General features: G+C 49.1%; 23 protein-coding genes. 21 read left to right on the top strand and 2 right to left on the bottom strand.

From position 1 onward, the window contains the following. Positions 1-54 precede the first annotated feature (54 nt). From lspA to GPK49_RS10150, 7 genes are all read left to right on the top strand, one after another. Positions 55-537: a signal peptidase II gene (gene lspA / locus GPK49_RS10180; RefSeq protein ID WP_016407686.1), complete on the top strand. Its 483-nt coding sequence runs from the start codon at positions 55-57 to the stop codon at positions 535-537. 1 nt (position 538) lies between these two features. After that, on the top strand, positions 539-1,453 hold the full coding sequence (locus tag GPK49_RS10175; protein ID WP_118582056.1) for an RluA family pseudouridine synthase: 915 nt from the start codon (positions 539-541) through the stop codon (positions 1,451-1,453). A gap of 15 nt (positions 1,454-1,468) precedes the next feature. Beyond that, complete coding sequence (locus GPK49_RS10170) at positions 1,469-2,398, top strand: aspartate carbamoyltransferase catalytic subunit (RefSeq protein ID WP_016407688.1); 930 nt, start codon at positions 1,469-1,471, stop codon at positions 2,396-2,398. Continuing rightward, complete coding sequence (locus GPK49_RS10165) at positions 2,395-3,666, top strand: dihydroorotase (RefSeq protein WP_118581928.1); 1,272 nt, start codon at positions 2,395-2,397, stop codon at positions 3,664-3,666. Before GPK49_RS10170 ends, GPK49_RS10165 begins: the two co-directional genes overlap by 4 nt. Positions 3,667-3,689: 23 nt before the next feature. Then, positions 3,690-7,256 carry a chromosome segregation protein SMC gene (gene smc / locus GPK49_RS10160; protein WP_215677692.1) on the top strand — a complete coding sequence of 1,189 codons (3,567 nt, stop codon included), beginning with the start codon at positions 3,690-3,692 and terminating at the stop codon, positions 7,254-7,256. 599 nt (positions 7,257-7,855) lie between these two features. Beyond that, complete coding sequence (gene ftsY / locus GPK49_RS13225; protein ID WP_215677885.1) at positions 7,856-8,773, top strand: signal recognition particle-docking protein FtsY; 918 nt, start codon at positions 7,856-7,858, stop codon at positions 8,771-8,773. 3 nt (positions 8,774-8,776) lie between these two features. Then, positions 8,777-9,511, top strand: a complete 735-nt coding sequence (locus GPK49_RS10150) for a suppressor of fused domain protein (RefSeq protein ID WP_215677690.1) — start codon at positions 8,777-8,779, stop codon at positions 9,509-9,511. 126 nt (positions 9,512-9,637) lie between these two features. Here GPK49_RS10150 and GPK49_RS10145 read toward each other — a convergent pair whose 3' ends face one another. Next, a complete protein-coding gene (locus tag GPK49_RS10145) occupies positions 9,638-10,066 on the bottom strand; it encodes a helix-turn-helix domain-containing protein (protein ID WP_016407693.1) in 429 nt (142 codons plus the stop codon). Between the two features lie 343 nt (positions 10,067-10,409). On the opposite strand from GPK49_RS10145, the gene nifS reads away from it, so the two are divergent. Both nifS and nifU read left to right on the top strand, forming a co-directional pair. After that, the gene (gene nifS, locus GPK49_RS10140) at positions 10,410-11,582 is read left to right on the top strand and encodes a cysteine desulfurase NifS (RefSeq protein ID WP_215677687.1); all 1,173 of its coding nucleotides are present in this window, start codon (positions 10,410-10,412) and stop codon (positions 11,580-11,582) included. Positions 11,583-11,648: 66 nt separating this feature from the next. After that, positions 11,649-12,083, top strand: coding sequence for a Fe-S cluster assembly scaffold protein NifU (gene nifU, locus GPK49_RS10135; protein ID WP_016407695.1), 435 nt, complete (start codon positions 11,649-11,651; stop codon positions 12,081-12,083). Positions 12,084-12,246: 163 nt separating this feature from the next. On the opposite strand, the gene GPK49_RS10130 is transcribed toward nifU, so the two are convergent. After that, positions 12,247-13,494 carry a shikimate kinase gene (locus GPK49_RS10130; RefSeq protein ID WP_215677685.1) on the bottom strand — a complete coding sequence of 416 codons (1,248 nt, stop codon included), beginning with the start codon at positions 13,492-13,494 and terminating at the stop codon, positions 12,247-12,249. A gap of 192 nt (positions 13,495-13,686) precedes the next feature. Here GPK49_RS10130 and GPK49_RS10125 point away from each other — a divergent pair, with 192 nt between their 5' ends. The 12 genes from GPK49_RS10125 (at position 13,687) to rpsO (ending at position 24,217) form a co-directional block, all read left to right on the top strand. Continuing rightward, positions 13,687-15,321 carry a family 10 glycosylhydrolase gene (locus GPK49_RS10125; protein WP_215677683.1) on the top strand — a complete coding sequence of 545 codons (1,635 nt, stop codon included), beginning with the start codon at positions 13,687-13,689 and terminating at the stop codon, positions 15,319-15,321. Between the two features lie 31 nt (positions 15,322-15,352). Then, positions 15,353-15,592: a hypothetical protein gene (locus tag GPK49_RS10120; RefSeq protein ID WP_215677681.1), complete on the top strand. Its 240-nt coding sequence runs from the start codon at positions 15,353-15,355 to the stop codon at positions 15,590-15,592. Between the two features lie 214 nt (positions 15,593-15,806). Beyond that, complete coding sequence (gene rimP / locus GPK49_RS10115; RefSeq protein WP_215677679.1) at positions 15,807-16,274, top strand: ribosome maturation factor RimP; 468 nt, start codon at positions 15,807-15,809, stop codon at positions 16,272-16,274. A 21-nt stretch (positions 16,275-16,295) separates the two neighbouring features. Further along, positions 16,296-17,480: a transcription termination factor NusA gene (gene nusA / locus GPK49_RS10110; protein ID WP_016407700.1), complete on the top strand. Its 1,185-nt coding sequence runs from the start codon at positions 16,296-16,298 to the stop codon at positions 17,478-17,480. Positions 17,481-17,495: 15 nt separating this feature from the next. Next, complete coding sequence (gene rnpM / locus GPK49_RS10105; protein WP_016407701.1) at positions 17,496-17,771, top strand: RNase P modulator RnpM; 276 nt, start codon at positions 17,496-17,498, stop codon at positions 17,769-17,771. Beyond that, positions 17,764-18,096 carry a L7Ae/L30e/S12e/Gadd45 family ribosomal protein gene (locus tag GPK49_RS10100; protein WP_215677677.1) on the top strand — a complete coding sequence of 111 codons (333 nt, stop codon included), beginning with the start codon at positions 17,764-17,766 and terminating at the stop codon, positions 18,094-18,096. Before rnpM ends, GPK49_RS10100 begins: the two co-directional genes overlap by 8 nt. 27 nt (positions 18,097-18,123) lie before the next feature. Beyond that, positions 18,124-20,469, top strand: a complete 2,346-nt coding sequence (gene infB, locus GPK49_RS10095; RefSeq protein ID WP_118581895.1) for a translation initiation factor IF-2 — start codon at positions 18,124-18,126, stop codon at positions 20,467-20,469. Between the two features lie 24 nt (positions 20,470-20,493). Next, positions 20,494-20,865 (top strand): 30S ribosome-binding factor RbfA, encoded by a 372-nt coding sequence (gene rbfA, locus GPK49_RS10090; protein WP_016407704.1) that lies wholly within the window; start codon positions 20,494-20,496, stop codon positions 20,863-20,865. Further along, on the top strand, positions 20,862-21,824 hold the full coding sequence (locus tag GPK49_RS10085) for a DHH family phosphoesterase (protein WP_118581878.1): 963 nt from the start codon (positions 20,862-20,864) through the stop codon (positions 21,822-21,824). The genes rbfA and GPK49_RS10085 overlap by 4 nt, the downstream gene beginning before the upstream one ends. Positions 21,825-21,850: 26 nt before the next feature. Beyond that, entirely contained in the window at positions 21,851-22,756 is a 906-nt protein-coding gene (truB, locus tag GPK49_RS10080) for a tRNA pseudouridine(55) synthase TruB (RefSeq protein ID WP_215677675.1), read from the top strand. A gap of 36 nt (positions 22,757-22,792) precedes the next feature. After that, entirely contained in the window at positions 22,793-23,749 is a 957-nt protein-coding gene (locus tag GPK49_RS10075; RefSeq protein ID WP_118581872.1) for a bifunctional riboflavin kinase/FAD synthetase, read from the top strand. A 201-nt stretch (positions 23,750-23,950) separates the two neighbouring features. Next, a complete protein-coding gene (gene rpsO / locus GPK49_RS10070) occupies positions 23,951-24,217 on the top strand; it encodes a 30S ribosomal protein S15 (RefSeq protein ID WP_016407708.1) in 267 nt (88 codons plus the stop codon). Positions 24,218-24,278: the final 61 nt, after the last annotated feature.

Here is a 24,278-nt window from a genome sequence, read left to right as displayed (position 1 = left end):
CTTGCCGTGGCTCGTTTTGTATAATGCAAAAATCTTCCGAAAGGGTGATTGAATATGATACCGATTTTGATAACGATACTACTGATTTTATTAGACCAGGGGACAAAGCTCTGGGCATTGGGAAGCCTGAAGCCGATTCACAGCATGACGGTGGTGGACGGCTTTCTGGATTTGACGTTTGTGGAAAACAGAGGGGTTGCCTTCGGGATGCTCTCCGGGCAGAGGTGGCTGATTTTGGTGCTGACAGGCGTAATCGCCGGTGCGCTGATTTATTTTTACCGCACACTGCCGAAAAAGAAGGCATATCTTCCCCTGCGCGCGGCACTTTTATTGGTGCTTTCGGGCGCGGTCGGCAATATTATTGACCGCGTATGCCGCGGCTATGTGGTGGATTTTTTTGAATTCACCTTCTTTGACTGGCCTGTGTTTAATGTGGCAGATATTTATGTTGTCGCAGGGGTCATCCTGATGGTGCTTCTGATTGTATTTGTGCTGAAGGATGAGGATTTGGATTTGAAGAAGAAAAAGGATGAATGAAATGGAATATTTTACCTTTGGGGCGGAGCAGGAGGACGTTGGGACAAGAATTGACGTTTTTCTTGCGGATGCCATGGAAAATCTTTCGCGCAGCGGCGTGCAGAAGCTGATTGAGGAAGGACATATCACGCTGAACGGCGGAAGGACAAAAGCAAATTATAAGCTGCGGGAGAGGGACATCATTGATGTAGAGGTGCCTGAGGTGAAGGAGGTTGAAATTCTGCCGGAGGATATCCCGCTGGATATTTTATATGAGGATGCGGATGTCATCGTGGTGAATAAGCCACAGGGGATGGTGGTGCATCCGGCTCCCGGACATACGAGCGGCACATTGGTCAATGCGCTGATGTTTCACTGCGGAGACGAGCTGAGCGGCATTAACGGGGAGAAACGCCCCGGAATCGTGCATCGCATTGATAAGGATACCTCCGGGGTGCTGATGGTTGCGAAAAACGATATGGCGCATCAGTCTCTGGCGGCACAGCTTGCAGAGCACAGCATTACGAGAAAATATAATGCGGTGGTCTACAACGGCTTTACGGAGGACGAGGGGACGGTGGACGAGCCTATCGGCAGAAATCCACAGGACAGAAAGAAAATGGCGGTGACGCAGAAGCACAGCCGCCATGCGGTGACGCATTACCGCGTGATCGAAAGAATGGAGAAATTTACGCTGATTGAGGCGCAGCTGGAAACGGGACGGACACACCAGATTCGCGTACACATGACCTATATCGGGCATCCGCTTCTGGGTGACATGGTATACGGCCCGAAGAAGCAGCCGATTCACTTAGAGGGACAGGCACTGCATGCCCGTGTGCTGGGCTTTATTCACCCGCGCACAGGGGAATATCTGGAATTTGAGGCACCTTTGCCGCCTTATTTTGAAGCATTACTGGAACGACTGCGGAAATAAGTAGGAGGGAGTAACATGCCGCTGCATAAGAAGGATTTTTTCGGCTTACGGGGAATGTCTGCGGATGATATCCGCTATATTCTTGGGACTGCCGAAACGATGAAATATATTTTGAACCAGAAGGATAAGAAAACACCGCATTTGCAGGGAAAATCTGTTATCATGCTTTTTTATGAGCAGAGTGCCAGAGCGAAGCTGGCGTATGAGCTTGCGGCGCAGTACCTCAGCGCAAATGTGATTGATATGACAAATACGGTACATTCCATTGAGAAGGAAAGCTTGCAGGATATCGGACAGCTGATGGATCAGATGGGGGCGGATTTTATTATTCTGCGTCATTCCATGGCAGGCGCGCCGAGGCTGCTGGCAAGCTGTGTGGAGGCTTCTGTCATCAATGCGGGGGATGGCTTTAATGAAAACCCCGGACAGTCTCTGCTTGACCTTCTGACGATTCGGGAGCAAAAGGGCGGCTTTGAGGGGCTGAAGGTTGCCATCATTGGGGATTTGCTGCATAGCCGCGTTTCCAAAAGCAACATCTGGGGTCTGACGAAGCTGGGCGCGGAGGTCTGCGTTTCGGGGCCGCCGACGCTGATGCTGCCTGCCATCGAGAATTTCGGGGTGGAGGTATATTATGATGCCAGAGAGGCGGTCAATAATGCGGATGTTATCCTGACAACACGCATGCGGATGGAGAAGCAGGATAAGAAATCCCTGCCTTCGCTGGATGAATATAAACGCCTGTTCCGTATTGATGAAAATCTTTTGCGCTATGCAAAGAAGGATGCCATTGTGATGCATCCCGGCCCGATTCAGAGGGGGATTGAGATTTCCTCCGGAGTGATTGACAGCAAGCAGTGTATCATCAATGACCAAATCGGGAACTCTGTTGCGGTGCGTATGGCAATGTTCTATATCCTTTCTCAGGTGGGAGGTGCGTTCAGATGAAGACAGTTCTGAAAAATTGCAGAGTGCTTGGAACAACCCATGATAAGGATATGCTCCATGATATTTATGTGGAGAATGGGATCATTGAAAAAATCGGTCTGAATCTTGAGGTTGAGGGGGCGAAGCAGATTGATGTCGGCGGACATACGGTGATGTCCGGATTGATTGACATGCACTGCAACATCTGCGACCCCGGACATGAATATATCGAGGATATCGCAACGGCTTCCCGTGCGGCACTGCGCGGCGGCTTTACAACGATTACCTGCGAACCGAATACAGACCCTGTCATTGATAATAAAACGGTTGTGGAATATATTGTTTCCAAATCGAAGGAAAAATCTCTGGTAAATATTTATCCCTACGGCAGCATGTCTATCGGCTGTAAGGGACAGGAGATTGCGGAAATCGGGGAAATGTACGATGCAGGGATTGTCGGTATTTCCGATGGGGATGAATTTACGGATTCTGCCGCATTTCTGAGAAATGTGATGATTTATACGAAGATGTTTGATTTGCCCGTGCTGACACATTGCGAGGATCGGTCGCTTTCGGGCGTGGGTGTCATGAATGAGGGCTATACGGCGGCATGCCTTGGACTGACGGGGATGCCGCGAGAGGCGGAGGAAGTGATTGTTGCAAGAAATCTGAACCTTGCGGAGCGGACGGGCGTGCATCTGCATTTATCGCACATCAGCACGAAGGGCTCTGTGCAGCTGATTCGTGAGGCGAAGGGCAGAGGGGTTCCTGTGACCTGCGAAACATGCCCACATTATTTTATTCTGACGGAGGACGCCATCGGGGATTATGATACATTTGCGAAGGTGAATCCGCCGCTCAGGGCAAAGGAGGATGTTTACGCCATTATTGAGGGAATTATGGATGGGACGATTGATGTTATCGCATCGGGTCACAGCCCTACAAATATGACAGAAAAGGAACGGGAATTTGATGTTGCGGCGTATGGCATTTCTGCACTGGAAACGGCACTTTCTCTGAGCTATACGCATCTGGTGGAGACGGGATATATTACGGTGGAGCATCTGATTCGGCTGATGTCCGCGAAGCCGGCGGAGATTTTGAAATTATATAATAAGGGAAGCCTGGCAGAGGGAAAGGATGCCGATATTATCGTGGTAGATTTTCTGGAAACCCACCGCATTGACCCGGAGCATTTTGCATCCAAGGCGAAATTTTCTCCCTTTGCGGCGGAGGAGGTGCGCGGCAAGGTGCTTTATACCATGGTTGGCGGCAGACTGCTGACCTAAATGAATAAATGAGGTGTAAATGAATGTATTTGAAACGATTGGATTTACAGGGTTTCAAATCCTTTCCCGAAAAAGTGAAGCTGGAATTTAACCCGGGGGTGACGGCGGTTGTCGGCCCGAACGGGAGCGGCAAGAGCAATGTTTCCGATGCGGTGCGTTGGGTGCTTGGGGAGCAGAGAGCCAGAAGTCTGCGCGGCGATAAGATGGAGGATATTATATTCGCCGGAACGGAGAACAGAAAGCCCCTTGGCTTTGCTGAGGTTTCCATTCTGATTGATAATCAGGATGGCAGACTGCCTTTGGCATACAGCGAGGTGCAGGTGACGCGGCGTGTGTTTCGCTCGGGTGAGAGCGAATACCGCATTAACGGAACGGCGTGCCGCCTAAAGGATATTCAGGAATTATTTATGGATACGGGCGTGGGCCGAGAGGGCTATTCCATCATCGGACAGGGACGTATTGATGAAATTCTGAGTGCAAAGGGAGAGGAACGCCGCCGGATTTTTGAGGAAGCGGCAGGCATTGTAAAATATAAAACAAGGAAAAACGAAGCGGTCAATAAGCTGGAAAAGGAACAGCAGAATCTGCTGCGTGTGGATGATATCATCAGCGAATTAGAGGTGCAGGTGGAGCCGCTGGAGAAGCAGAGCGAGAAGGCGAGGGAATACCTTCGTCTGAAGGAGCGGCTGAAGCAGGCGGAAATGACTGCCTTTTGCAGGGATGCGGCGCGGATTGCAAAAGAAACGGAAATGCTTTTGCAGGCGGAGGAGACTGCGGCGGAGCAGCTTGCACAAAGCCTTGCCGAAAGCGACCGGGAAAAGACGCAGGCAGCTTCCTTCCGAGAGAAAAATGAGGAACTGGATGCCCTTTTGCAGCAGCAGAATGGCAAAATGACAGAGTTGCGCGCGGAACTGGAAAAGACAGAGGGCGAGATTCGCCTGCGCGAGGAGCAGCGTGCCAATGACGAGGCAAACCGCAGCCGTATTGCCGGAGAAATGGCGGAAAAGGCGAAAAAGCAGACGGAAAATGAAGCGGAGCAGGAGCTTTGCCGCAGCAAAATGGCAGGACTGAAGCTGGAAATGGACGCAAGACAGGAGGAACTGGATGCCTTGCAGGAAGAATATGCATCCCTGAGCACTGTGCTGAGTCAGGATGAAACGAAGGTGGAGTCCTTTAAGGATGAAATTTTTGAGCAGATTCGGATTGGCACCGAGGCGAAGGGGGAAATCTCCAAGCGGGAGGCCATGCAGGAGCAATTTCTTGCCAGAAAGGCACAGCTTCTGGGCGAAAAGGAGCATACGGAAAGCAGACTGCATCAATTTGCGGTGCATTTGCAGGCATTGGAGAAGCAGGAGAATGACCGAAAGGAGCAGATTCGCTATCTGGAGCAGGAGCTGACTGCCTTGGAGCAGGACAAAAGGCATGCGCTGCAGGAAAAGCAGAAGGCGGAGACAAGCCTTTCCGTACAGGAAAGACGCGGCTCTGAGCTGCAATCGAGATTAACACTGCTTTCTGAAATGGAACGGGAGCATGAGGGCTATTACAACAGCGTAAAAAGCCTGCTGAACTTGCCGGATGCGCAGGAAAGAGGCATCTGCGGCGCGGTCGGACAGCTTTTGAAGGTGGAGGAGACCTACGAAACTGCCATTGAAGCGGCGTTAGGCGGCGCATTACAGAACATCGTTACCGAAACAGAGGAGGATGCAAGGGATGCCATTGGCTATCTGAAAAGGCGGAATCTCGGCAGGGCAACCTTCCTGCCCGTGACCGCCATCAAGGGCAGACCACTTGAGGGCAGACAGGCGATTCTGGCGGAGGTTGGTGTGATTGGTACGGCGTATGAGCTGGTTTCGTTTGAGGAAAAATTCAGACAGCTTGCAATGTATCTCTTAGGGCGGATTCTGGTTGTGGAAAATCTGGACAAAGCGGTACAGCTGGCGAAAAAGTATCGCCATCAGTATAAGCTGGTTACGCTGGAAGGGGACATTTTGAACCCCGGCGGCGCAATGACGGGCGGCTCACAGCAGAAAAAGGCACTGCATGTTTTCGGCAGGAGCAGAGAAATCCGCAGCCTGCAGGAGGCTTTGCAGACGGCAAACCGAACCATTGCGGAGATGCGCGACAGGCTTGCGCTTGCAAATGAGGATTTGCAGGAGATTGAGCAGGAAACGGTTGAGAAAAAAATGGAGCTGCAAAGAGTTATGGTGACGCAAAGCAGTGACAGCGGCGAAAAGGAAAAAACACTGGCGGAGAAGCAGGAGGCTGCCGAAAAGCTTTCCCTTCTGGAGCTGGAGGAAAAGCAGCTGACGGAGCAGACGGAAAATGCCGAGAAGGAAATTGCGGCACTGCGCGAAAGGGCGGCTTCCTCGGAAACGGCAATGGAAGCGGCAAATGCACAGCTGACTGCCTTTCAGGACAGCCTGACGGGCGGCAAGGAAGAAAAGGACATGCTGATGGAGGAGATTACGCGGAAGAAAATTGCGCTTTCTTCCATCGGGCAGAATGTATACAGCATGGAGGAAAAGCTGCTGCGCTTGCAGGAGGAACAGAAAGCCCTCCGGACAGAGCAGAAAAAAGCAGAGGAGCAGGCGGCACTGTATGAAAAAAATACGGGTCTGCGGCTGGAGCAGCAGGAAACCCTGCAGCAGAGGGCGGCGGAGCTGGAGCAGCAGGCGGAGACCCTGCAAAGCCGACTGAATGAAACGGCGGCAGAGAAGCAGGAGACTGCGGAAAAAGCCGCAAAAGCCGAGGAAACGGCGGCAGAATGGAAGGAAACGGCAAACAAGCTGGAGAATGAGCAGCTGCGCATTTTGGCGAAAAAGGAAAAGCTGGAAGAGGAAAAGCAGCGCATTACCGCCCAGATGTGGGAGGAATACGAAATGACGCTGCGGATGGCGCAGGAATATACGGCAGGACTGCCACAGGAGCAGGAGCAGCTTTCCGTGAAGGAATGGAAAGGGAAAATCCGCGCACTGGGGGATGTGAATGTCGGTGCGATTGAGCAGTACAAGGAAGTGAAGGAGCGGTTTGAATTTCTGACGGCGCAGAGAGAGGATATTCTTGCGGCGGAGGAAAAGCTGCGGCAGATCATTGCGGAGCTTTCGATTTTGATGGAGCAGCAGTTCCGCGAGCAGTTCAAGGTGATTTCCGAGAATTTCAGCGAGGTATTCCGCGAAATGTTTGGCGGCGGCAGGGCACAGCTCAGACTGACCGATGCGGCGCATGTTCTGGAATCCCCGATTGAGATTGTGGCACAGCCGCCCGGGAAAAATTTGCAGAACATGCAGCTGCTTTCCGGCGGGGAGCGCGCATTGACCGCGATTGCAATTTTATTTTCCATTCTGAAAATGAAGCCCTCTCCCTTTTGTATTTTGGACGAGATTGAGGCGGCGTTGGACGATGCGAATGTCAGCAGATATGCACAGTATCTGAAAAAATTTGCAGAGGAAACGCAGTTTATTGTCATTACCCACAGAAAGGGCACGATGGAGCATGCAGATGTGCTTTATGGCGTGACGATGCAGGAGAAGGGCATTTCCAAATTGATTTCCGTTGACTTTTCGGAGGCGGAAAAAAGTATTACAGCGTAAGGATGAAAAGGAGACCGAATATGGGTTTATTTGATTTTTTTAAGAAGAAAGCCACGGAGGAGCAGCCGCAGACAGAGGAACAGCAGGAAGGCGTTCTGGAGCTGGATGGCGTGGAAGTGGAAACGGACGCGCAGGAGGCGGATATTGTTCTGGATGTGGAGGATGGTCAGGATATGAACCGGGCTGTCCATGCAGTGATGGATGAGGAGGAAATCCAGATTGACCGCGCAGGAGAGGATATTCTGTATCGGGAGGAGGCAGAAGAAGCGCCTGCGGAAGCGGAAATCGAGATTACCTTCGAGGACGCGGACGGAGAGGAAATCCTGACGGCAGAGGATGCGGCGGAGGCCGAAGCAGTTCTGGATGAGCTGACAGAGATTGCAGGAGAAATTCTTGCGGAAAAGCCCCTTGCGGAGGATGAGGTTATCGTTGCGACAGAGGACGGCGAGATTTTTACGGCGGACAATGATGCGGACGGCAGGGCCTTTGTAGAGGAGCTGGCGGACGAGGTTGCAGAAGAGCTGAATCAGGAGGAACCGACAGAGGAAGCACAGGAAACACCTGCGGAGGAAAGCGCGGAGGAGGAAAAGCCTGCGAAGATGGGCTTTTTTGCAAAGCTGAAGGCAGGTCTGGATAAGACAAGAAAGAACATCCTTGGCGGTGTGGATGGCGTTCTGGGCGCGTTTACGAAGATTGACGAGGATCTGTTTGAGGAACTGGAGGAAGCGCTCATCATGGCAGATATGGGCGTGCAGACGACAATGGATATCGTGGAAAACCTGCGAAAAAGGGTTAAGAGAGAGCATGCGACCGACCCTGCGGTAATCAAGGATATGCTGATTGATGAGATTACGGCGATTTTGCAGGAGGGTGCGCAGGAGGACGAAAATCTGCCCTCTCCTTCCGTTCTGCTGGTCATTGGTGTGAATGGTGTCGGCAAGACAACGACCATCGGCAAGCTGGCGCATAATTTCAAGGAGGACGGGAAATCCGTACTTCTGGCGGCGGCGGATACCTTCCGTGCGGCGGCAATCGACCAGCTGGAAATCTGGGGGGAACGTTCCGAGATTCCTGTGATCAAGCATGAGGAAAATTCTGACCCTGCGGCGGTGGTATATGACGCAGTGCATGAGGCAAGAAAGCAGAATACCGACCTTTTAATCTGCGATACGGCAGGGCGTTTGCACAACAAGAAAAATCTGATGGAGGAATTGAAGAAGATTGCGCGTGTCATCGAGAGAGAATACCCTGCGGCACACAGAGAGGTATATTTGGTGCTGGATGCCACAACGGGACAGAACGCACTGCAGCAGGCAAAGTTGTTTCAGGAAGTGACGGATATCACGGGAATTGTGCTGACAAAGCTGGACGGCACAGCCAAGGGCGGCATTGTGGTTGCAATTAAGAGCGAATTACAGATCCCTGTACGCTATATTGGGGTCGGGGAAGGGATTCACGATTTGCAGAAATTTGATGCGGCTGAATTTGCAGGCGCATTGTTCGGAAGGGAGGCATAAGAGATGGCGGAGGAAAAGAAAATCGAAAATGCCGTTTATGAATATGATGTATTAGAGGAAAGAACGGAACGCCGTCCGGCGGCAGTGACCCCCTATGAACGGGAAATCTGTCAGCACATGGAGGGGCTGTTTCCGCATCGTGTGACGAGAGTGTATCGGGAGATAGATTCCGAATTTCTGAGTGTGAATGTTTTCGTGATGAAAGCACCCACGAAGAAGGATTTTCATGTGCTGTATACCACAGGGATGAGCGCGATGCCGATGAAGCTGCCGCAGGAATTTCTGCCGAAATATAAGGATTTGGAGCGCGCGGAGCTGCTGCTTTTTCTGCCGGCGGAATGGGATATTCTGACAGGATACGAAACAGATGCGGATGTGCCTGACCGCCTTTGGTGGCCTGTACGGCTGATGAAATATCTGGCAAGATTTCCGCACGAATTCAAGACATGGCTGGGCTGGGGGCATACGCTGCCGAATTCAGCCGATTGTGTGCCGTATGACGAAAGTACGAAGCTTTGCGGCGCGATGCTCGGAGCATTGCAGGAAAATATCAGCATGTTCCGTACGGAGGATGATACGCAGATTAACATGTACTGCGTGATTCCGCTGTATAAAGAGGAAATGGAGTACCAGAAAACTGCGGGGACAGAGGCGTTGATGCAGAAGCTTTCTGCACTGAATGGGTATGGGATGATTGTATTTCCGGACAGACCGAATGTCTGTGCAGAGGAAGAATAAAAGAAAAAGGCGTATGGAAAGATTTGAACCGAGCTGTTTTGTGCTGTCTGCACAAAATGACTCGGTTCAAAGTTTCTGTACGCCTTTTAAATATAGACTGTTTTTATCACCGGTGTGATTTAGATGTCATTCTTTGCGGTATGCCACAGGCTTCTGTGCTGCCTTCTGGATGGTATTTTTTAATTCGTAATCCTCATATTTCAGGTCGGGAATTGCCTTCATGCGGTTTTGCCGTTCAACCAGAAATTCCATATACAGCAGTAAATCCGCCTTACTATCCTCTTCCAGCAGGGTGTAATATCGACGAAATTCGTTGAACGCAGCGGTTTCGTCATCAATCACATAGGGATAGCGGATATCATTGACACCCAAAAGATAATCCATAGAGACATTGAAGATGGAGGCAATTTTTTTTAAATCGGAAATAGAGGGTTGGTTTCGACCGGATTCATAGTTTGCAATCGCTGTATAGCCATAGTTGAGCATTTCGCCTAACTTGACCTGTGTCAGCTTTTTTTCTTTTCTCAATGCTTTCAAGCGGTCTTTAAATTCCATGTCATACACCTCTTCTTTTATTTGAATTTTTACAGACAAAGCCGAAAAAGTTTACGCTTTTGGTCGGTTTTGGAAATGTATAAAGTATCCCCCAAATAACAATATTTATTATACGGATAAATTTTCACGGGGAAAAGGCTGAACCACAGATGCAATGAAAATCTTGATAAAAATTTGCGATGCGTGAAGTTGAGTGTTTTTTATCAAAAAAGCAAAAAATTTTTATTTTTTTGGAAAAATGTGAAGAAATTTATTGACATATATCAGAAATGGTGCTATATTCAAATCACATAAAACATATAAAGATACTATGATATATAAAGAGATTGAGAGGAGTATTCTTATGCCGACAAAATATTATTTTGATAACGCAGCAACAACACCCGTAAGGGAGGAGGTATTGCAGGAGATTCTTCCTTACTTCAGAGAATATTACGGCAATGCATCCAGCATTTACAGCATTGCAAAGGAAAGTAAAAAGGCGCTGGAGGCAGCAAGGGCAAAGGTAGCGGCTGCGATTGGTGCGACACCCGATGAAATTTATTTCACAGCAGGCGGTTCTGAAAGCGACAATATGGCACTGCGTGGCGTGGTAAACGCAAGCAAGAAAGAGAAAAAACATATTATTACAACAAAAATTGAACATCATGCGATTCTGCATACCGCAGAATTTCTGGAAACAAAGGGTGTGGATGTGACTTATCTGAACGTAGACGAATTCGGGAAGATTTCTTTGGAGGAGCTGGAAAATGCCATCCGTCCCGAAACCGTTCTGATTTCCGTTATGTTTGCGAATAACGAAATCGGTACGATTCAGCCTATCGCAGAAATTGCTGAAATCGCGAAAAAGCACGGCGTTCTGTTCCACACAGATGCGGTACAGGCTGTTGGTCATGTGCCTATTGATGTAGAAAAGCTGCATGTTGATTTGCTGTCCATGAGTGGGCATAAGCTGGGCGCACCGAAGGGCATCGGCGCGATTTATATCCGCAAGGGGACAAGGATTTCTCCGCTGATTTTCGGCGGCGCACAGGAAAAGAAGCTGCGTGCGGGTACAGAAAATATTGCAGGTATCGTTGGTCTGGGCAAGGCTGCGGAGCTGGCAGTGGCTGAAATGGAGGAAACAACAAAGAAGCTGACTGCACTGCGGGATAAGCTGATTCATGGGATTCTGGAAAGCATTCCCGATAGCCGCCTGAACGGACATCCGACAGATCGTCTGCCCGGCAACTGCAACATTTCCTTCTCCTATATTGAAGGCGAATCTCTGCTGCTGCTGCTGGATGCACTGGGCATTGCGGCTTCCAGTGGTTCTGCGTGCACATCCGGCTCTCTGGACCCTTCTCATGTGCTGATGGCGATTGGTCTGCCTCATGAGATTGCACATGGCTCTCTGAGACTGACAATAGACAGAGAAAACACGGAGGAACAGGTAGACTTTATTCTGGAAAAGCTGCCCGGTCTGGTACAGCGGCTGAGAGATATGTCTCCCGTTTATCCTGGCAAAAAGGCTTGATAGAAGAAAAACAGACGTTTACTTTAGACATTCATATAAATTGGAACACCAAGGAGGAACTTTGAAATGGAATATAGCGAAAAGGTAATGGATCATTTTATGAACCCAAGAAATGTAGGCGAAATTGAAAACGCAAGCGGCGTTGGACAGGTCGGCAATATGAAATGCGGCGATATCATGAAGGTATATTTGCAAATTGAGGATGGCAAAATCGTTGATGCAAAATTCAAAACCTTTGGCTGTGGTGCCGCAGTTGCGACAAGCTCCATGGCGACAGAGCTGGTAAAGGGCAAGAGTATTCAGGAAGCATTGGAGGTAACCAATAAAGCAGTCATGGAAGCGTTGGACGGTCTGCCTCCCGTAAAGGTACACTGTTCCTGTCTGGCAGAGGAGGCGCTGCGTGCCGCTCTGTGGGATTATGCACAGAAGAACAATATTGTCATTGATGGACTGGAGCCTCCCGTAAATGACATTGACGAAAGACATCATCAGGCTGAATGATAGAAGCACCAAAGAAAAAGGAAACGAAACAGAACACAGAAGATAAAACTCATAAAAACTCAGAAATTTTCAAAAAACTCTCAAAAACTCATTTTATTACACCCCTCTAAACTAATAAAAAATCCCTTTCCGAAAGGAAGGGGATTTTTTATGCAGAAATTTTTTATTTCAAAAGGGATTCATAGCACTGCAGGACAGCTGAGAGACCTTCTTCAAAGGTGCCGTTATTTTCTGCGATGGCTTCTGCCGCCGCGGTATAAAGGGGCAGGCGTTCCTGATAAAGCTTCTGTGCCGCCGCCTGATCGGGGGCAAGGGGTCTGCCGTTGCCCGTCTGGAGCAGGTCTGCATCGCGTTTCAGCCAGATGAGTCTGCCGTTGCGCTTAAGGTATTCGACATTCAGGGGGTTTTTGATGATGCCGCCGCCTGTGGCAATGACGAGGTTATTCCGGGAAGAAACCTCATGGATGACCTTTGTTTCGATTTCGCGGAAGGCGGGCTCTCCTTCCTTTGCGAAGAATTCGGCAATGGGCATTTTGATGCGCTCGATAATCAAATCATCGGTATCGACAAAGCCTTTGCCCAGCTTTTCTGCCGCCCTTTTGCCAATCGTGCTTTTGCCGCCGCCGCTCATGCCAACCAGAACAAGATTGGAGCGTTCCTTTAAGAGGGGCGTATTGATTTCGGCAATGCGGGCATCCTCCAGATGGGTATCCAGAAAGATTTCTACGGCATATTTTGCCTGTGCAACGAGCATTTCCAGACCGCCTGCGGCACGAATCCCACGCTTTTCCGCCTCCAGAACAAGCTGGGTACGCAGGGGGTTATAGACAACATCCGCAACGCCTTCGAGCGCGGTGAAGCGGTCTAAATCAATGGGGCAGTCATCGGAGTTCGGATACATTCCGACAGGAGTGGTATTCACGATGATTTTTGCATCGGCATGATTTTTATAACATTCTGCATAGGTGACGGTTTCCGGATATTCCTTATAATATACGGTGATAATTTCGGATGCACCCAATTCTTCCAGAACGGCAATGACAGCCTTGGACGCGCCGCCCTTACCCAGAACCAATGCTTTTTTACCGGCAACATCAATACCGTTTTTCTGGAGCAGATAACGGAAACCGTAAAAATCCGTATTATAGCCGCAAAGCCTGCCGTTTCTGTTGACAACCGTATTGACTGCGCCGATTTTCTGCGCGCGGCTATCTACCTCATCCAGATAAGGGATAACCGTTTCCTTATAGGGAATGGTTACATTTAAGGCAGAAAACTGCTTTTCTCGCAGGAAAGCATCCAATTCATCTCTTGTTAAGGGAATCAGATCATAGGTATAATCCGCCAGCTGTTCATGAATGATTTTAGAAAAGCTGTGTCCCAGCTTTTCTCCGATTAGTCCGTATCTCATCAGAAAGTCACCTCGTATCTTTTGTATTTTCTATGGAACAATAGTTTCTCTCTATCTTAATGCAAATAAAGGATTTATGCAATCTCTTTTGCAAAAGAAAAGATTAAAGTTTTTGTAATATTTTTCATTGTATTTTTGTGGTACAATATAAAATAAAAACCAAATGGGAAAACAAAGGAATCAGGTGAAAAAATGAATCGATTTTTGAAAAAAATATGTACCGGCATTTTATGCGGTGTGCTTGGCGTGGTAAGCATCGGGGCGCAGGAGGCCTTTGCGGCAGATGCGAAGGAGATGCGTGCTGTCTGGATTTCAACGGTATACAGTGCGGACTATCCTTCTACAACGAATAATGCAGAAACGCAGAAGAATGAATTTATTCAGAAGCTGGAGCAGGCGCAGGCGTTGGGCTTGAATACGGTTGTGGTGCAGGTGCGCCCGAAGGGGGATGCGCTGTATCAGTCCGATCTGAATCCATGGAGCGCTGTGCTGACAGGAGCGCAGGGGACAAATCCCGGCTATGACCCGATGGCGTTCATGATTGCGGAAGCACACAAGCGCGGCATGGAATTTCACGCATGGATGAACCCTTATCGCATTACGACATCCGGAACGGATGTATCCGCACTTTCTGCGGACAACATGGCAAGAAAGCATCCGGACTGGATTCTGACCTACAACGGGGCAATGTATTATGACCCTGCGAATGAGGAGGTACAGCAGTATATCTGCGATACGGTAAAAGAGGTTGTGGAAAAATATGATGTGGATGCCATCCATTTTGATGATTATTTCTATCCTTCCAATTATCCCCTGCCTGAGGGCGAAACAAGGGAAGGCGCAGTGGCGCAGGAGCGCCGCGACAATGTGGATACGTTAATCAAAAAGGTATATCAGACGATTAAAAATACAAAAGCCTCTGTGGAATTCGGCATCAGCCCGATGGGAATCTGGAAAAACAGCACCTCTGACGAGGCGGGCTCCGCAACACGCGGCTCCGAAGGCTATTATACGGTTTACGGAGATGCGAAAAAATGGGTAGAAAAAGGCTGGGTAGATTACATTACACCGCAGATTTACTGGGAGCAGGGCAATGCCTATGCCGATTATGAGACACTGGTGAAATGGTGGAGCGACGTGGTCGAGGGGACTGACGTAAAGCTTTATATCGGACAGGGGATTTACAAGGATTCCGTTGCGAAGGAGATTGCACAGGAAATGCAGGTCAATGAAAAGTACAACGTGGACGGCAGTATGTTCTTCAGTCTGCGGGATTTGCTGAACAACAGACAGGGCTGTGCGGATGCGGTGAAGGCATATTATCAGACAGCGACAAAACCGACAGAGCCAACAACACCGACAGAACCGACCACCCCGACCGAACCGGAAGCACCTGTTACGATTGAAAAGAAATATGCCTACGCAGGCAGGGCAAAGGTAACGGTGAACGGCAAGGCGGTGGATTTCCAGACATACACGATTGACGATTATACCTATTTTAAGCTGCGCGATGTTGCAGGTGCGGTAAATGGGACAGCGAAGCAGTTTCAGACCTACTGGGACGAAAGCAAGCAGGCGATTGAGCTGTTCCGTGGTGTGCCGTATTCCTCCTCTGTGAGCGGCGCGGCAGGCAGATATGGCGATACCTATGGCACAACCTCTACTGCAAAGCTATACTGCGATGGGGAAAGAAAGAGTGTGAGTGCCTATACCATCAACGATTATACCTATTATAAGCTGCGCGATCTGGCGAAGCTGCTGGATATGGGCGTGACATGGGAGGAAAGCTCGGCTACCATCGGCATCAACACCGCAAAAAGCTATTAGTAAGCCAGTGACGGGTCGGAAGGAGAAAGAGATGTCCCTTTTTAAGAAATTGCAGGAAAAGAGAACGGCGGAGCGTGTGCGAAAATCCGAAAGGATGCAGGGCTTTACCATGCAGGCGGAATTGAGCGCGACCATCGTCAGTGTAAGGCTGTTGGACGGCACGGAAGCGGAAACGAGATTTCTAGTGGAATATGCCAACGGCGAGAAGAAGGAGGAAGCTGTTAAGAATGACAGTGAAAGATTTCAGGAGCTGAGCATGTATTTGGGCTAAAGGGAATTTCTTGCACGGCTTCGGAGCGCTGCGAGGGAATTTTCTGAAAAAGCCTTGCAAACAAAGGAAAGAAGTGGTATAGTAATACAAAGTAATGATTATAAACGTTGGTGAAAAGAGTGGGTAGAACAACCCGCTCTTTGTTATTGTAGGGGGAAAGCCCTAATCAGATTTTTGTAAGACGGAAAAAGAAAAACGAAAAAGAGGTGTAAAAATGGCGAAACCAAACAATACAGAAGCAAAGGTGCTGCCCATTCTGGAGCCGATTATTGCAGAAAAGGGGCTGGAACTGGTGGATTTGGAATTTGTAAAGGAAGGCGTAAACTGGTATCTGCGTGTTTATATTGATAAGGACAGCGGCGTAAATATTGATGACTGTGAAGCGGTCAGCCGTGCGCTTGAGGTGAAGCTGGATGAAAAAGATCCCATCGAGCAGGCCTATATTTTGGAGGTAAGCTCTCCCGGTATCGACAGACCGCTGAAAAAGGATGCGGATTTTGTGAAATATCAGGGAGAAATCATTGATGTGAAGCTGTATAAGGCGCAGGACGGCAGCAAGCAGTATCAGGGCAGGCTGCTGGGATTGGAAGACGGCGTGCTTTCCATCGAGGAGGAAAACGGAAACGTAGTGAAATTTGAGCAGAAGGATACCGCCAGCGTGAGATTGGCAGTTATTTTTTAAGCTAAGGGAGGAATTTGGAAAATGGACAGTAAAGAATTTTTGGATGCGCTGAATCTGGTTGCAAAGGAAAAGGGTATTGATAAGGAAGTTGTATTTGAGGCAATCGAGGCATCCCTGGTTTCTGCATGCAAGAAAAACTTCGGCACAAGCCAGAATATTAAGGTGGTTATCGACAGAGAATCCGGCAATGTTGCCTGCTATGCGCAGAAAACCGTTGCAAGCCCTGTGGAAGATCCGCAGCTGGAAATCTCTCTGGAAATGGCAAGAGTGCTGAACCCCAACTATGTGGTTGGCGATGTGGTGGATCTGGAGGTAACACCGAAGGACTTCGGCAGAATTTCCGCACAGACCGCAAAGCAGGTGGTGGTACAGAAATTCCGCGAGGCAGAAAGAGAAATTCTCTTTAACCAGTACATTACAAAGGAAAGAGAGGTTGTAACTGCCATCGTACAGAGAAAGGAACGCAGAAATGTTATCGTGCAGATGGGCAAGATTGATGCGATTCTTTCCGCAAACGAACAGATTCCCGGCGAACAGTATAACTTTATGGATCGCATTAAGGTGTATGTACTGGAGGTAAAGCAGACCACAAAGGGCCCTCAGATTTTTGTTTCCAGAACACATCCTGAGTTGGTAAAGCGTCTGTTTGAACAGGAGGTGCCCGAAGTACATGACGGTACAGTGGAAATCAAGAGCATTGCAAGAGAAGCCGGAAGCAGAACAAAGATTGCCGTTTATTCCAAGAATGAAAACGTGGATGCACTGGGTGCCTGTGTTGGGCAGAATGGCTACCGTGTCAATGTAATCGTAAGCGAGCTGGGCGGCGAAAAGATTGATGTGATCAACTGGAGCGAGGACCCCAAGGAATTTATTGCGGCGGCACTCAGCCCCTCTAAGGTTCTGGAGGTTGCGCTGAACGAAGCAGAGCAGAGCGCGAAAATCGTAGTGCCCGACCATCAGCTTTCTCTGGCAATCGGCAAGGAAGGGCAGAATGCAAGACTTTCCGCAAAGCTGACAGGCTGGAGAATCGATATCAAGAGTGAAACACAGGCAAGAGAAACAAACTTCTTAGCAGAAGACCCCGTAACGGAAGAAGCGGCGGAGGAAACAACGGCAGAAGAAACAGTAGATGAGGCTGTAGAAGAAGCAGCAGAGGAAGATGTAACAGCGACAGAGGAAACGGCAGAAGGCGAAGCAGAAGCGTAAGAGGGAGGAGAGTATATGAAGCAAAGAAAAGTACCTCTCAGAAAATGTACCGGCTGTCAGGAAATGAAAAATAAAAAGGAACTGATTCGCATTGTACGAAATGATGCAGGCGAATTTGCCTTAGACCGTACGGGAAAGCTGCCCGGACGCGGTGCATATATCTGTCCCAATGCGGAATGTCTGGCGAAGGCGCAGAAATCCAAGGGGCTGGAGCGCTCCTTTAAGGTGGCTGTGCCGAAGGAAGTGTATGAGCAGCTGCTTCAAGAATTGGAGAAACAGACCAATGAATAAATTTTTTTCCCTTCTGGGGCTTTGCAAGCGGGCGGGAAAGCTTGTTGCAGGCGAGGTGGCCGCAGAACAGGCGGTGCGCAAAAAACAGGCATTTCTGCTCATTTTAGCGCAGGATGCATCGAAGAATACAAAAAAGAAATTTACAAATTCCGCAGTGTATTATGAACTGCCCTTGGCAGAAATCGGAACCAAGGAAGAACTGGGCAGAGCCATTGGCGCAGAAATGCGCTCCATTATTGCGATTACAGAAAAGGGCTTTGCAAAAAAACTGAAAGAGCTTGCGGATGATAATATAGAGAATAGAACGAAGGTCGGTGAAGGCTGATTTTCGAGAAAGACGAGGTGTTGTGGAATGTCCAAAATCAGAATTTATGAACTGGCAAAGCAGCTTGGCGTTGCCAATAAAGACTTAGTAGCAAAAATCAACAGCATCGGCATTGAAGCAAAAAGCCACATGGCAATGCTGACAGAGGAAGAAGCCGCAAAGGTGACGGCGTTATATCAGCCGAAGAAGGAGGAACCCAAAAAGGATGCACCGAAAAAGGATGCACCCAAGCAGAACCAGCCCAAGCAGAATCAGCCGAAGCAGGATGGGCAGAAAAAGGAAAATGACCGCAGACAGGACGGCAACAGACCTGCACAGAAAAAGGACAACAGAAACGAAGGCAGAAGCAACGAAAACAGAAACGAAAGCAAGCAGGGAAAGGGCAATAATAATAACAATAATAATAATAACAAGCAGGGCGGTCAGAATAACAAGGGCGCACAGCAGCAGGGCAAGAAGGACAACAATAAAGGCAAGGACAAAAAAGACAAAAAGGGCAACAAGAACGGTCAGAAGGTAAGAGAAAACCCCATGGAGCGCAGAAGACGTGAAATGGAGGAGGAAGCAGCGCTGATGGCAGAGCTGGCGGCACTGGAGGCGGAGGAAGCAAACGCAGATCCCGTTATCAAATATATTCCCGAAAGCATTACCGTAAAGGATCTGGCTGAGGTTCTGGGCAAAAAAGGCTCCGATCTGGTTATGAATCTGATGAAAAAGGGCAAAATGCTTGCCATCAATGCAACATTGGATTTTGATACCGCGGCTTCCATCGCAGAGGAATACAACGTGATTCTGGAGCAGGAGGAAGAAAAGGATATCATGGAGGAAGCCTTTGGCGCAGAGGAGGAAGAGGATGAATCCAAGCTGGAGGAAAGACCGCCCGTTGTTGTTGTAATGGGGCATGTTGACCACGGCAAAACCTCTCTGCTGGATGCCATCCGTCATTCCAGCGTAACAAAGGGCGAAGCAGGCGGCATTACACAGCATATCGGTGCATATACCGTTCAGATTGACGGCAAGCCCATTACCTTCCTGGATACACCCGGTCACGAGGCATTTACGGCAATGCGTATGCGCGGCGCGCAGATTACAGATATCGCGATTCTGGTTGTTGCGGCGGATGACGGTGTAATGCCCCAGACAGTAGAAGCAATCAACCATGCGAAGGCAGCAGGCGTTGAAATTATCGTTGCCATCAACAAGATGGATAAGCCCTCCGCAAACCCCGACCGCGTAAAGCAGGAACTGACAGAATACGGTCTTCTGGCAGAGGACTGGGGCGGCACAACCGTTTGCGTTCCTGTATCTGCACACACGAAGGAAGGCATTGATAACCTGCTGGAAATGATTATTCTGACAGCAGAAATGAAGGAGCTGAAGGCAAACCCCAACAAGAAGGCAAGAGGTGCTATCATCGAAGCACAGCTGGATAAGGGGCGCGGCCCTGTTGCAACCGTACTGGTACAGAGCGGCACCCTGCGTGTGGGCGATCCTGTGGTTGCAGGCCCTGCATACGGGAGAATCAGAGCGATGACAGATGATAAGGGCAGACGCGTGAAATCCGCAGGCCCCTCCACTCCTGTTGAGATTCTGGGGCTTTCTGAGGTTCCTGCGGCAGGTGACAGCTTCTATGTAGCGGCAAACGAAAAGCAGGCAAGACAGCTTGCGGAAAGCGTTATCGCAAAGAACAGAGAAACACTGATTAGCCAGACACCCCAGAAGGTATCTCTGGATGACCTGTTCAACCAGATTCAGAGTGGTAACATGAAGGAGCTGGGGATTATTGTAAAGGCGGACGTACAGGGCTCTGTAGAGGCAGTGCGTCAGTCTTTGGAAAAGCTGACAAACGAGGAGGTACGCGTGCGCGTGATCCATGGCGGCGTTGGTGCGGTTACGGAAAGCGACGTGCTTCTGGCATCCGCATCCAATGCGATTATTATCGGCTTCAACGTGCGTCCTGAGCCTGCGGCAAAGGCATTTGCGGATGAGGAAAAGGTGGATATCCGTCTGTATCGTGTTATCTATAACGCAATCGAGGATATTCAGGCTGCCATGAAGGGTATGCTTGACCCCATTTACGAAGAAAAGGTTCTGGGTCATGCAGAGGTACGCCAGATCTTTAAGGCATCCGGCGTTGGTACGATTGCCGGCAGCTATGTAAAGGATGGTAAATTCGTGCGAAATTGTCAGGTTCGTATCGTGCGTGACGGTATCGTTGTGTATGAAGGCGATCTGGAAAGCCTGAGACGCTTCAAGGATGACGTAAAAGAGGTTGCAGCAGGCTATGAATGTGGTCTGGTGTTCAAGAAATTCAATGACGTGAAGGAGGGCGACTGGATCGAAGCCTTCACTATGGTAGAGGTACCTCGCTAATTTTGAAATAAAAGGTGAGAGATTATGAAAACAAATAACAGACTTTCTCGCATCAATGACGAGATTATGAAGGAGCTTTCCCAGATTATCCGGGCAGAGCTGAAGGACCCTCGCATTGGTGTGATGACAAGCGTGATCCGTGTGGAAACGACGCAGGATTTGAAATACTGCAAGGTTTATGTTTCTGTACTGGGTGACGAAAAGGATAAGGAAAATGTAATGAAGGGGCTGCAGAACGCAGGCGGCTTTATTCGCCGACTGATTGCGCAGAGAATTAACCTGCGCTATACCCCTGAGCTGCGCTTTAAGCTGGACGAATCCGCAGAATATGCCATCCACATGGATGAATTGTTCAGCAAAATTGATAAGGAACGCAAGGAAAGAGATGCAGAATGAAAAAAGCAAACAACTCTTTTGATGAAATCATGGAATGGGTTCTGTCGGCGGAAACGATTGCGCTGGCAGGACACACCAACCCCGATGGGGATGCCATCGGCGCATGTCTGGCACTCGGCGGCGCACTGGAAAAGGCAGGGAAGCAGGTGCAGGTCATTCTGGAAAAATATGCGGATAAATATCAGCTGATTCCGAATGGACATCTGGTCTGTGCGGCAGAGGATGCAAGGCTTCCTGAGCTGTTTCTCGTACTGGACTGCGGTGACGAGGGACGCTTGGGGGATGCGGCGGAAATTTTCCAAAAAGCAGCGAAGAAAATCAATATTGACCACCACGAAAGCAACACCTATTTCGCAGAGCTGAATTATGTGGCGGCGAAGGCCTCCTCGACCAGTGAGATTGTGTTTCAGCTTTTGGAAAACAGACTGCCCATGACGGCGGCAGAGGCGGCTGGGCTTTATGCCGGACTGATTTATGACACAGGCGGCTTCCGTCATTCCTCTACATCCCCTGAAACCATGCAGATTGCAGGGGCCCTAATGGGGTACGGGATTCCCTTTACGGAGATTTATAACCGCTTTTTCGACAGCCGCAGCTTTTCGGAATTAAAGCTGATGGGCAGAGCCCTGAGCAATGCAGAGCTGCTGTTTGGCGGCGATGTGGTCTGCTCTCAGATTACGGCGGCGGAGATTGCGGAGCTGGGCGGCAGCAGTAAGGAGCTGGATGCCATCATCAATTATCTGAAGGGCGTATTGGGCGCAAAGGTGGCCTGCTTCTTCTACGAAAAGACGGAAACGGATGTAAAGGGCAGTTTCCGCGGCAATGACGGCTATGATGTATGCGCATTGGCGCAGAAATTCGGTGGCGGCGGTCATGTGAAGGCGGCAGGCTGTACCATTTCCGCACCCATTGCCAAAGCCAAGGAAATGGTTCTGGCAGAGGTGGAAAAAATGCTGTAAAAAAGAATTTAAGGAGGTACTGTTTTTTGGACGGTATTTTCAATATTTACAAAGAAAAGGGATTCACCTCCCATGATGTGGTTGCGATTGTTCGCAGAACCATTCACATGAAAAAGGTGGGGCATACCGGCACGCTTGACCCCGATGCGGAGGGCGTTCTGCCGGTTTGCGTGGGCAAGGCAACCAAGCTTTCGGATGTCATTATGGATGGCAGAAAAAGCTACCGCGCCATGCTCCGCTTAGGCGTGACCACAACGACGGAGGACGCTTCGGGCGAGGTTCTGGAGACAAAGGCGGTTGTGTTTGATGAGGGAAAAATCCGCGCGGCTGTGGCAGCCTTTATCGGCAGACTGGAGCAGGTGCCGCCGATGTATTCCGCAGTGAAGGTGAATGGGAAAAAGCTGTATGAGCTTGCCAGAGAGGGCAAGGAGATTGCACGAAAGGCGCGCACCATTGAGGTGTATGATATTCGGATTCGCAGATTTCTGCCGCCAGACAGAGTGGAGATGGACATTGACTGTTCGAAGGGGACATATATCCGCACGCTTTGCGCCGATATCGGCAAGGCACTGGGCTGTGGCGGACACATGGCGGAATTGCTGCGGACAGCAACAGGCAGCTTTTCTCTGGAAAACGCCATAAAGCTGGATGATTTGAAGGCACTGGCGGAGCAGGAGAGAGCAGAGGAGGCACTGCTGACGATGCAGGAGGCGCTCAGAGACTTTCCTGTGATAAAAATTGCGGAAGGCTCAACCAAGCTGCTCTATAACGGCGGAAAAATACAGGAAAAATATTTTACAAAGCAGCCGAAGGCATTGCAGGAGGATGAAATCGCAGCGGTTTACGATTTTGAGAATCACCTTGTTGGACTGTATACGCTGAAAAAAGAAGAAACGAATTTTTACATCAAACCGTTTAAAATGCTGGTATAAAGCAAGGATTTTTATACTTGTAAAAGGAGTAAAAAAATGGAACATATTACTGACACGCGAATTGAGCAGAGCGAGCCGACGGCTGTGACTCTGGGGAACTTTGATGGTCTGCATCAGGGGCATCGTTCGCTGATCAATCTGACAAAACAATTTGCGGAGGAGGAGGGGCTGAAAAGCGTGGTATTTACCTTCTCTCCCCACCCGATGTTTGTCTTTCAAAGAAAAGAAGATTTTGCCTTAATCGTTGACCCTTCGGAAAAGAAATTCCAGATGGAGCAGATGGGCATTGATATTTATATTGAATATCCCTTTGATATGAACTTTGCGGCGATGGACCCTGAGGACTTTGCAGTGAAGCTGATTTTTGAAAAGCTGAAATGCCAGGTGCTGGTGGTCGGGGAGGATTACCGCTTTGGCAAGGGCGCGGCAGGCAATTATGAAATGCTGAAGCGCCTTGGTGCAGAACGCGGCATTAAGGTTATCGGTGTGCCGAAGGTGCTGCATGGGGATGAGAGAGTCAGCTCCTCCCGTATCCGCAGATGCCTTCTGGAAAAGAATCTGGAAGAAGCAAACCAGATGCTGACGGTGCCTTATTTTATCCTTGGTACAGTAAAGGAAGGGAAAAAGCTGGGCAGAACCATCGGCTTCCCTACGGTAAATATCGAGGCGCATCCGCTCAAGCTGTTCCCGCCCAATGGGGTCTATGCAACAAAAACCTTATATAAGGGGAAATATTATTACGGTGTGACAAATATCGGCAAAAACCCTACCGTAAACGGCACAGTGAAGATTGTGGAAACGTATTTACTGGATTTCAATGAAATGATTTACGGCGAACAGCTACAGACATTTTTCTATAAATTCCTGCGCAGTGAACAGAAATTTCCCAGTGTGGAGGAGCTGCAAAGGCAAATTGCGATCAATGCGGAGCAGGCGAGAGCCTATTTTCACTCTGCGGAGTATGCACATTGGAGAAGCGAGCAGGAAAAATAAAGGCGTGAAAATCGAAAAAAAGCCTGCTTTTCTTGGGAAACTTGCGTAATTTCCTTGAATTTTCCTTGCAAAGATGGGCTTCGTATGGTAAGATACTAATGTTGTAAAACCGAGACTCAGTTTCCGGACACTCCGACCATTACTTAGTCTTTGGGGATACAGAAATAAAAAAACATAAGGTTTTTAAGGAGGAAAACAACAATGGCAGCAACAATCAACAAACAGGAAATCATCGCAAAATATGGCAGAACACCTAACGACACAGGTTCTCCCGAAGTTCAGATCGCACTGCTGACAGCAAGAATCTCTCTGCTGACAGACCACCTGAAAATGCACAAGAAGGATCACCACTCCAGACGTGGTCTGCTGAAAATGGTTGGTCAGAGAAGAGGTCTGCTGAACTACCTGAAGGAAATCGATATCGAAAGATACCGTGCAATCATTGCAGAACTGGGTCTGAGAAAGTAATTTACAGATGACAGAAAAAGGGAGGAGCCAATCCTCCCTTTCTTTTTAAAAAGCAAGAAAC

This window comes from Clostridium sp. MCC345, from assembly GCF_018785345.1.
Classification (GTDB): Bacteria; Bacillota; Clostridia; order Lachnospirales; family Anaerotignaceae; genus Anaerotignum_A; species Anaerotignum_A faecicola.
This window is presented reverse-complemented; position numbering and strand designations above follow the sequence as displayed.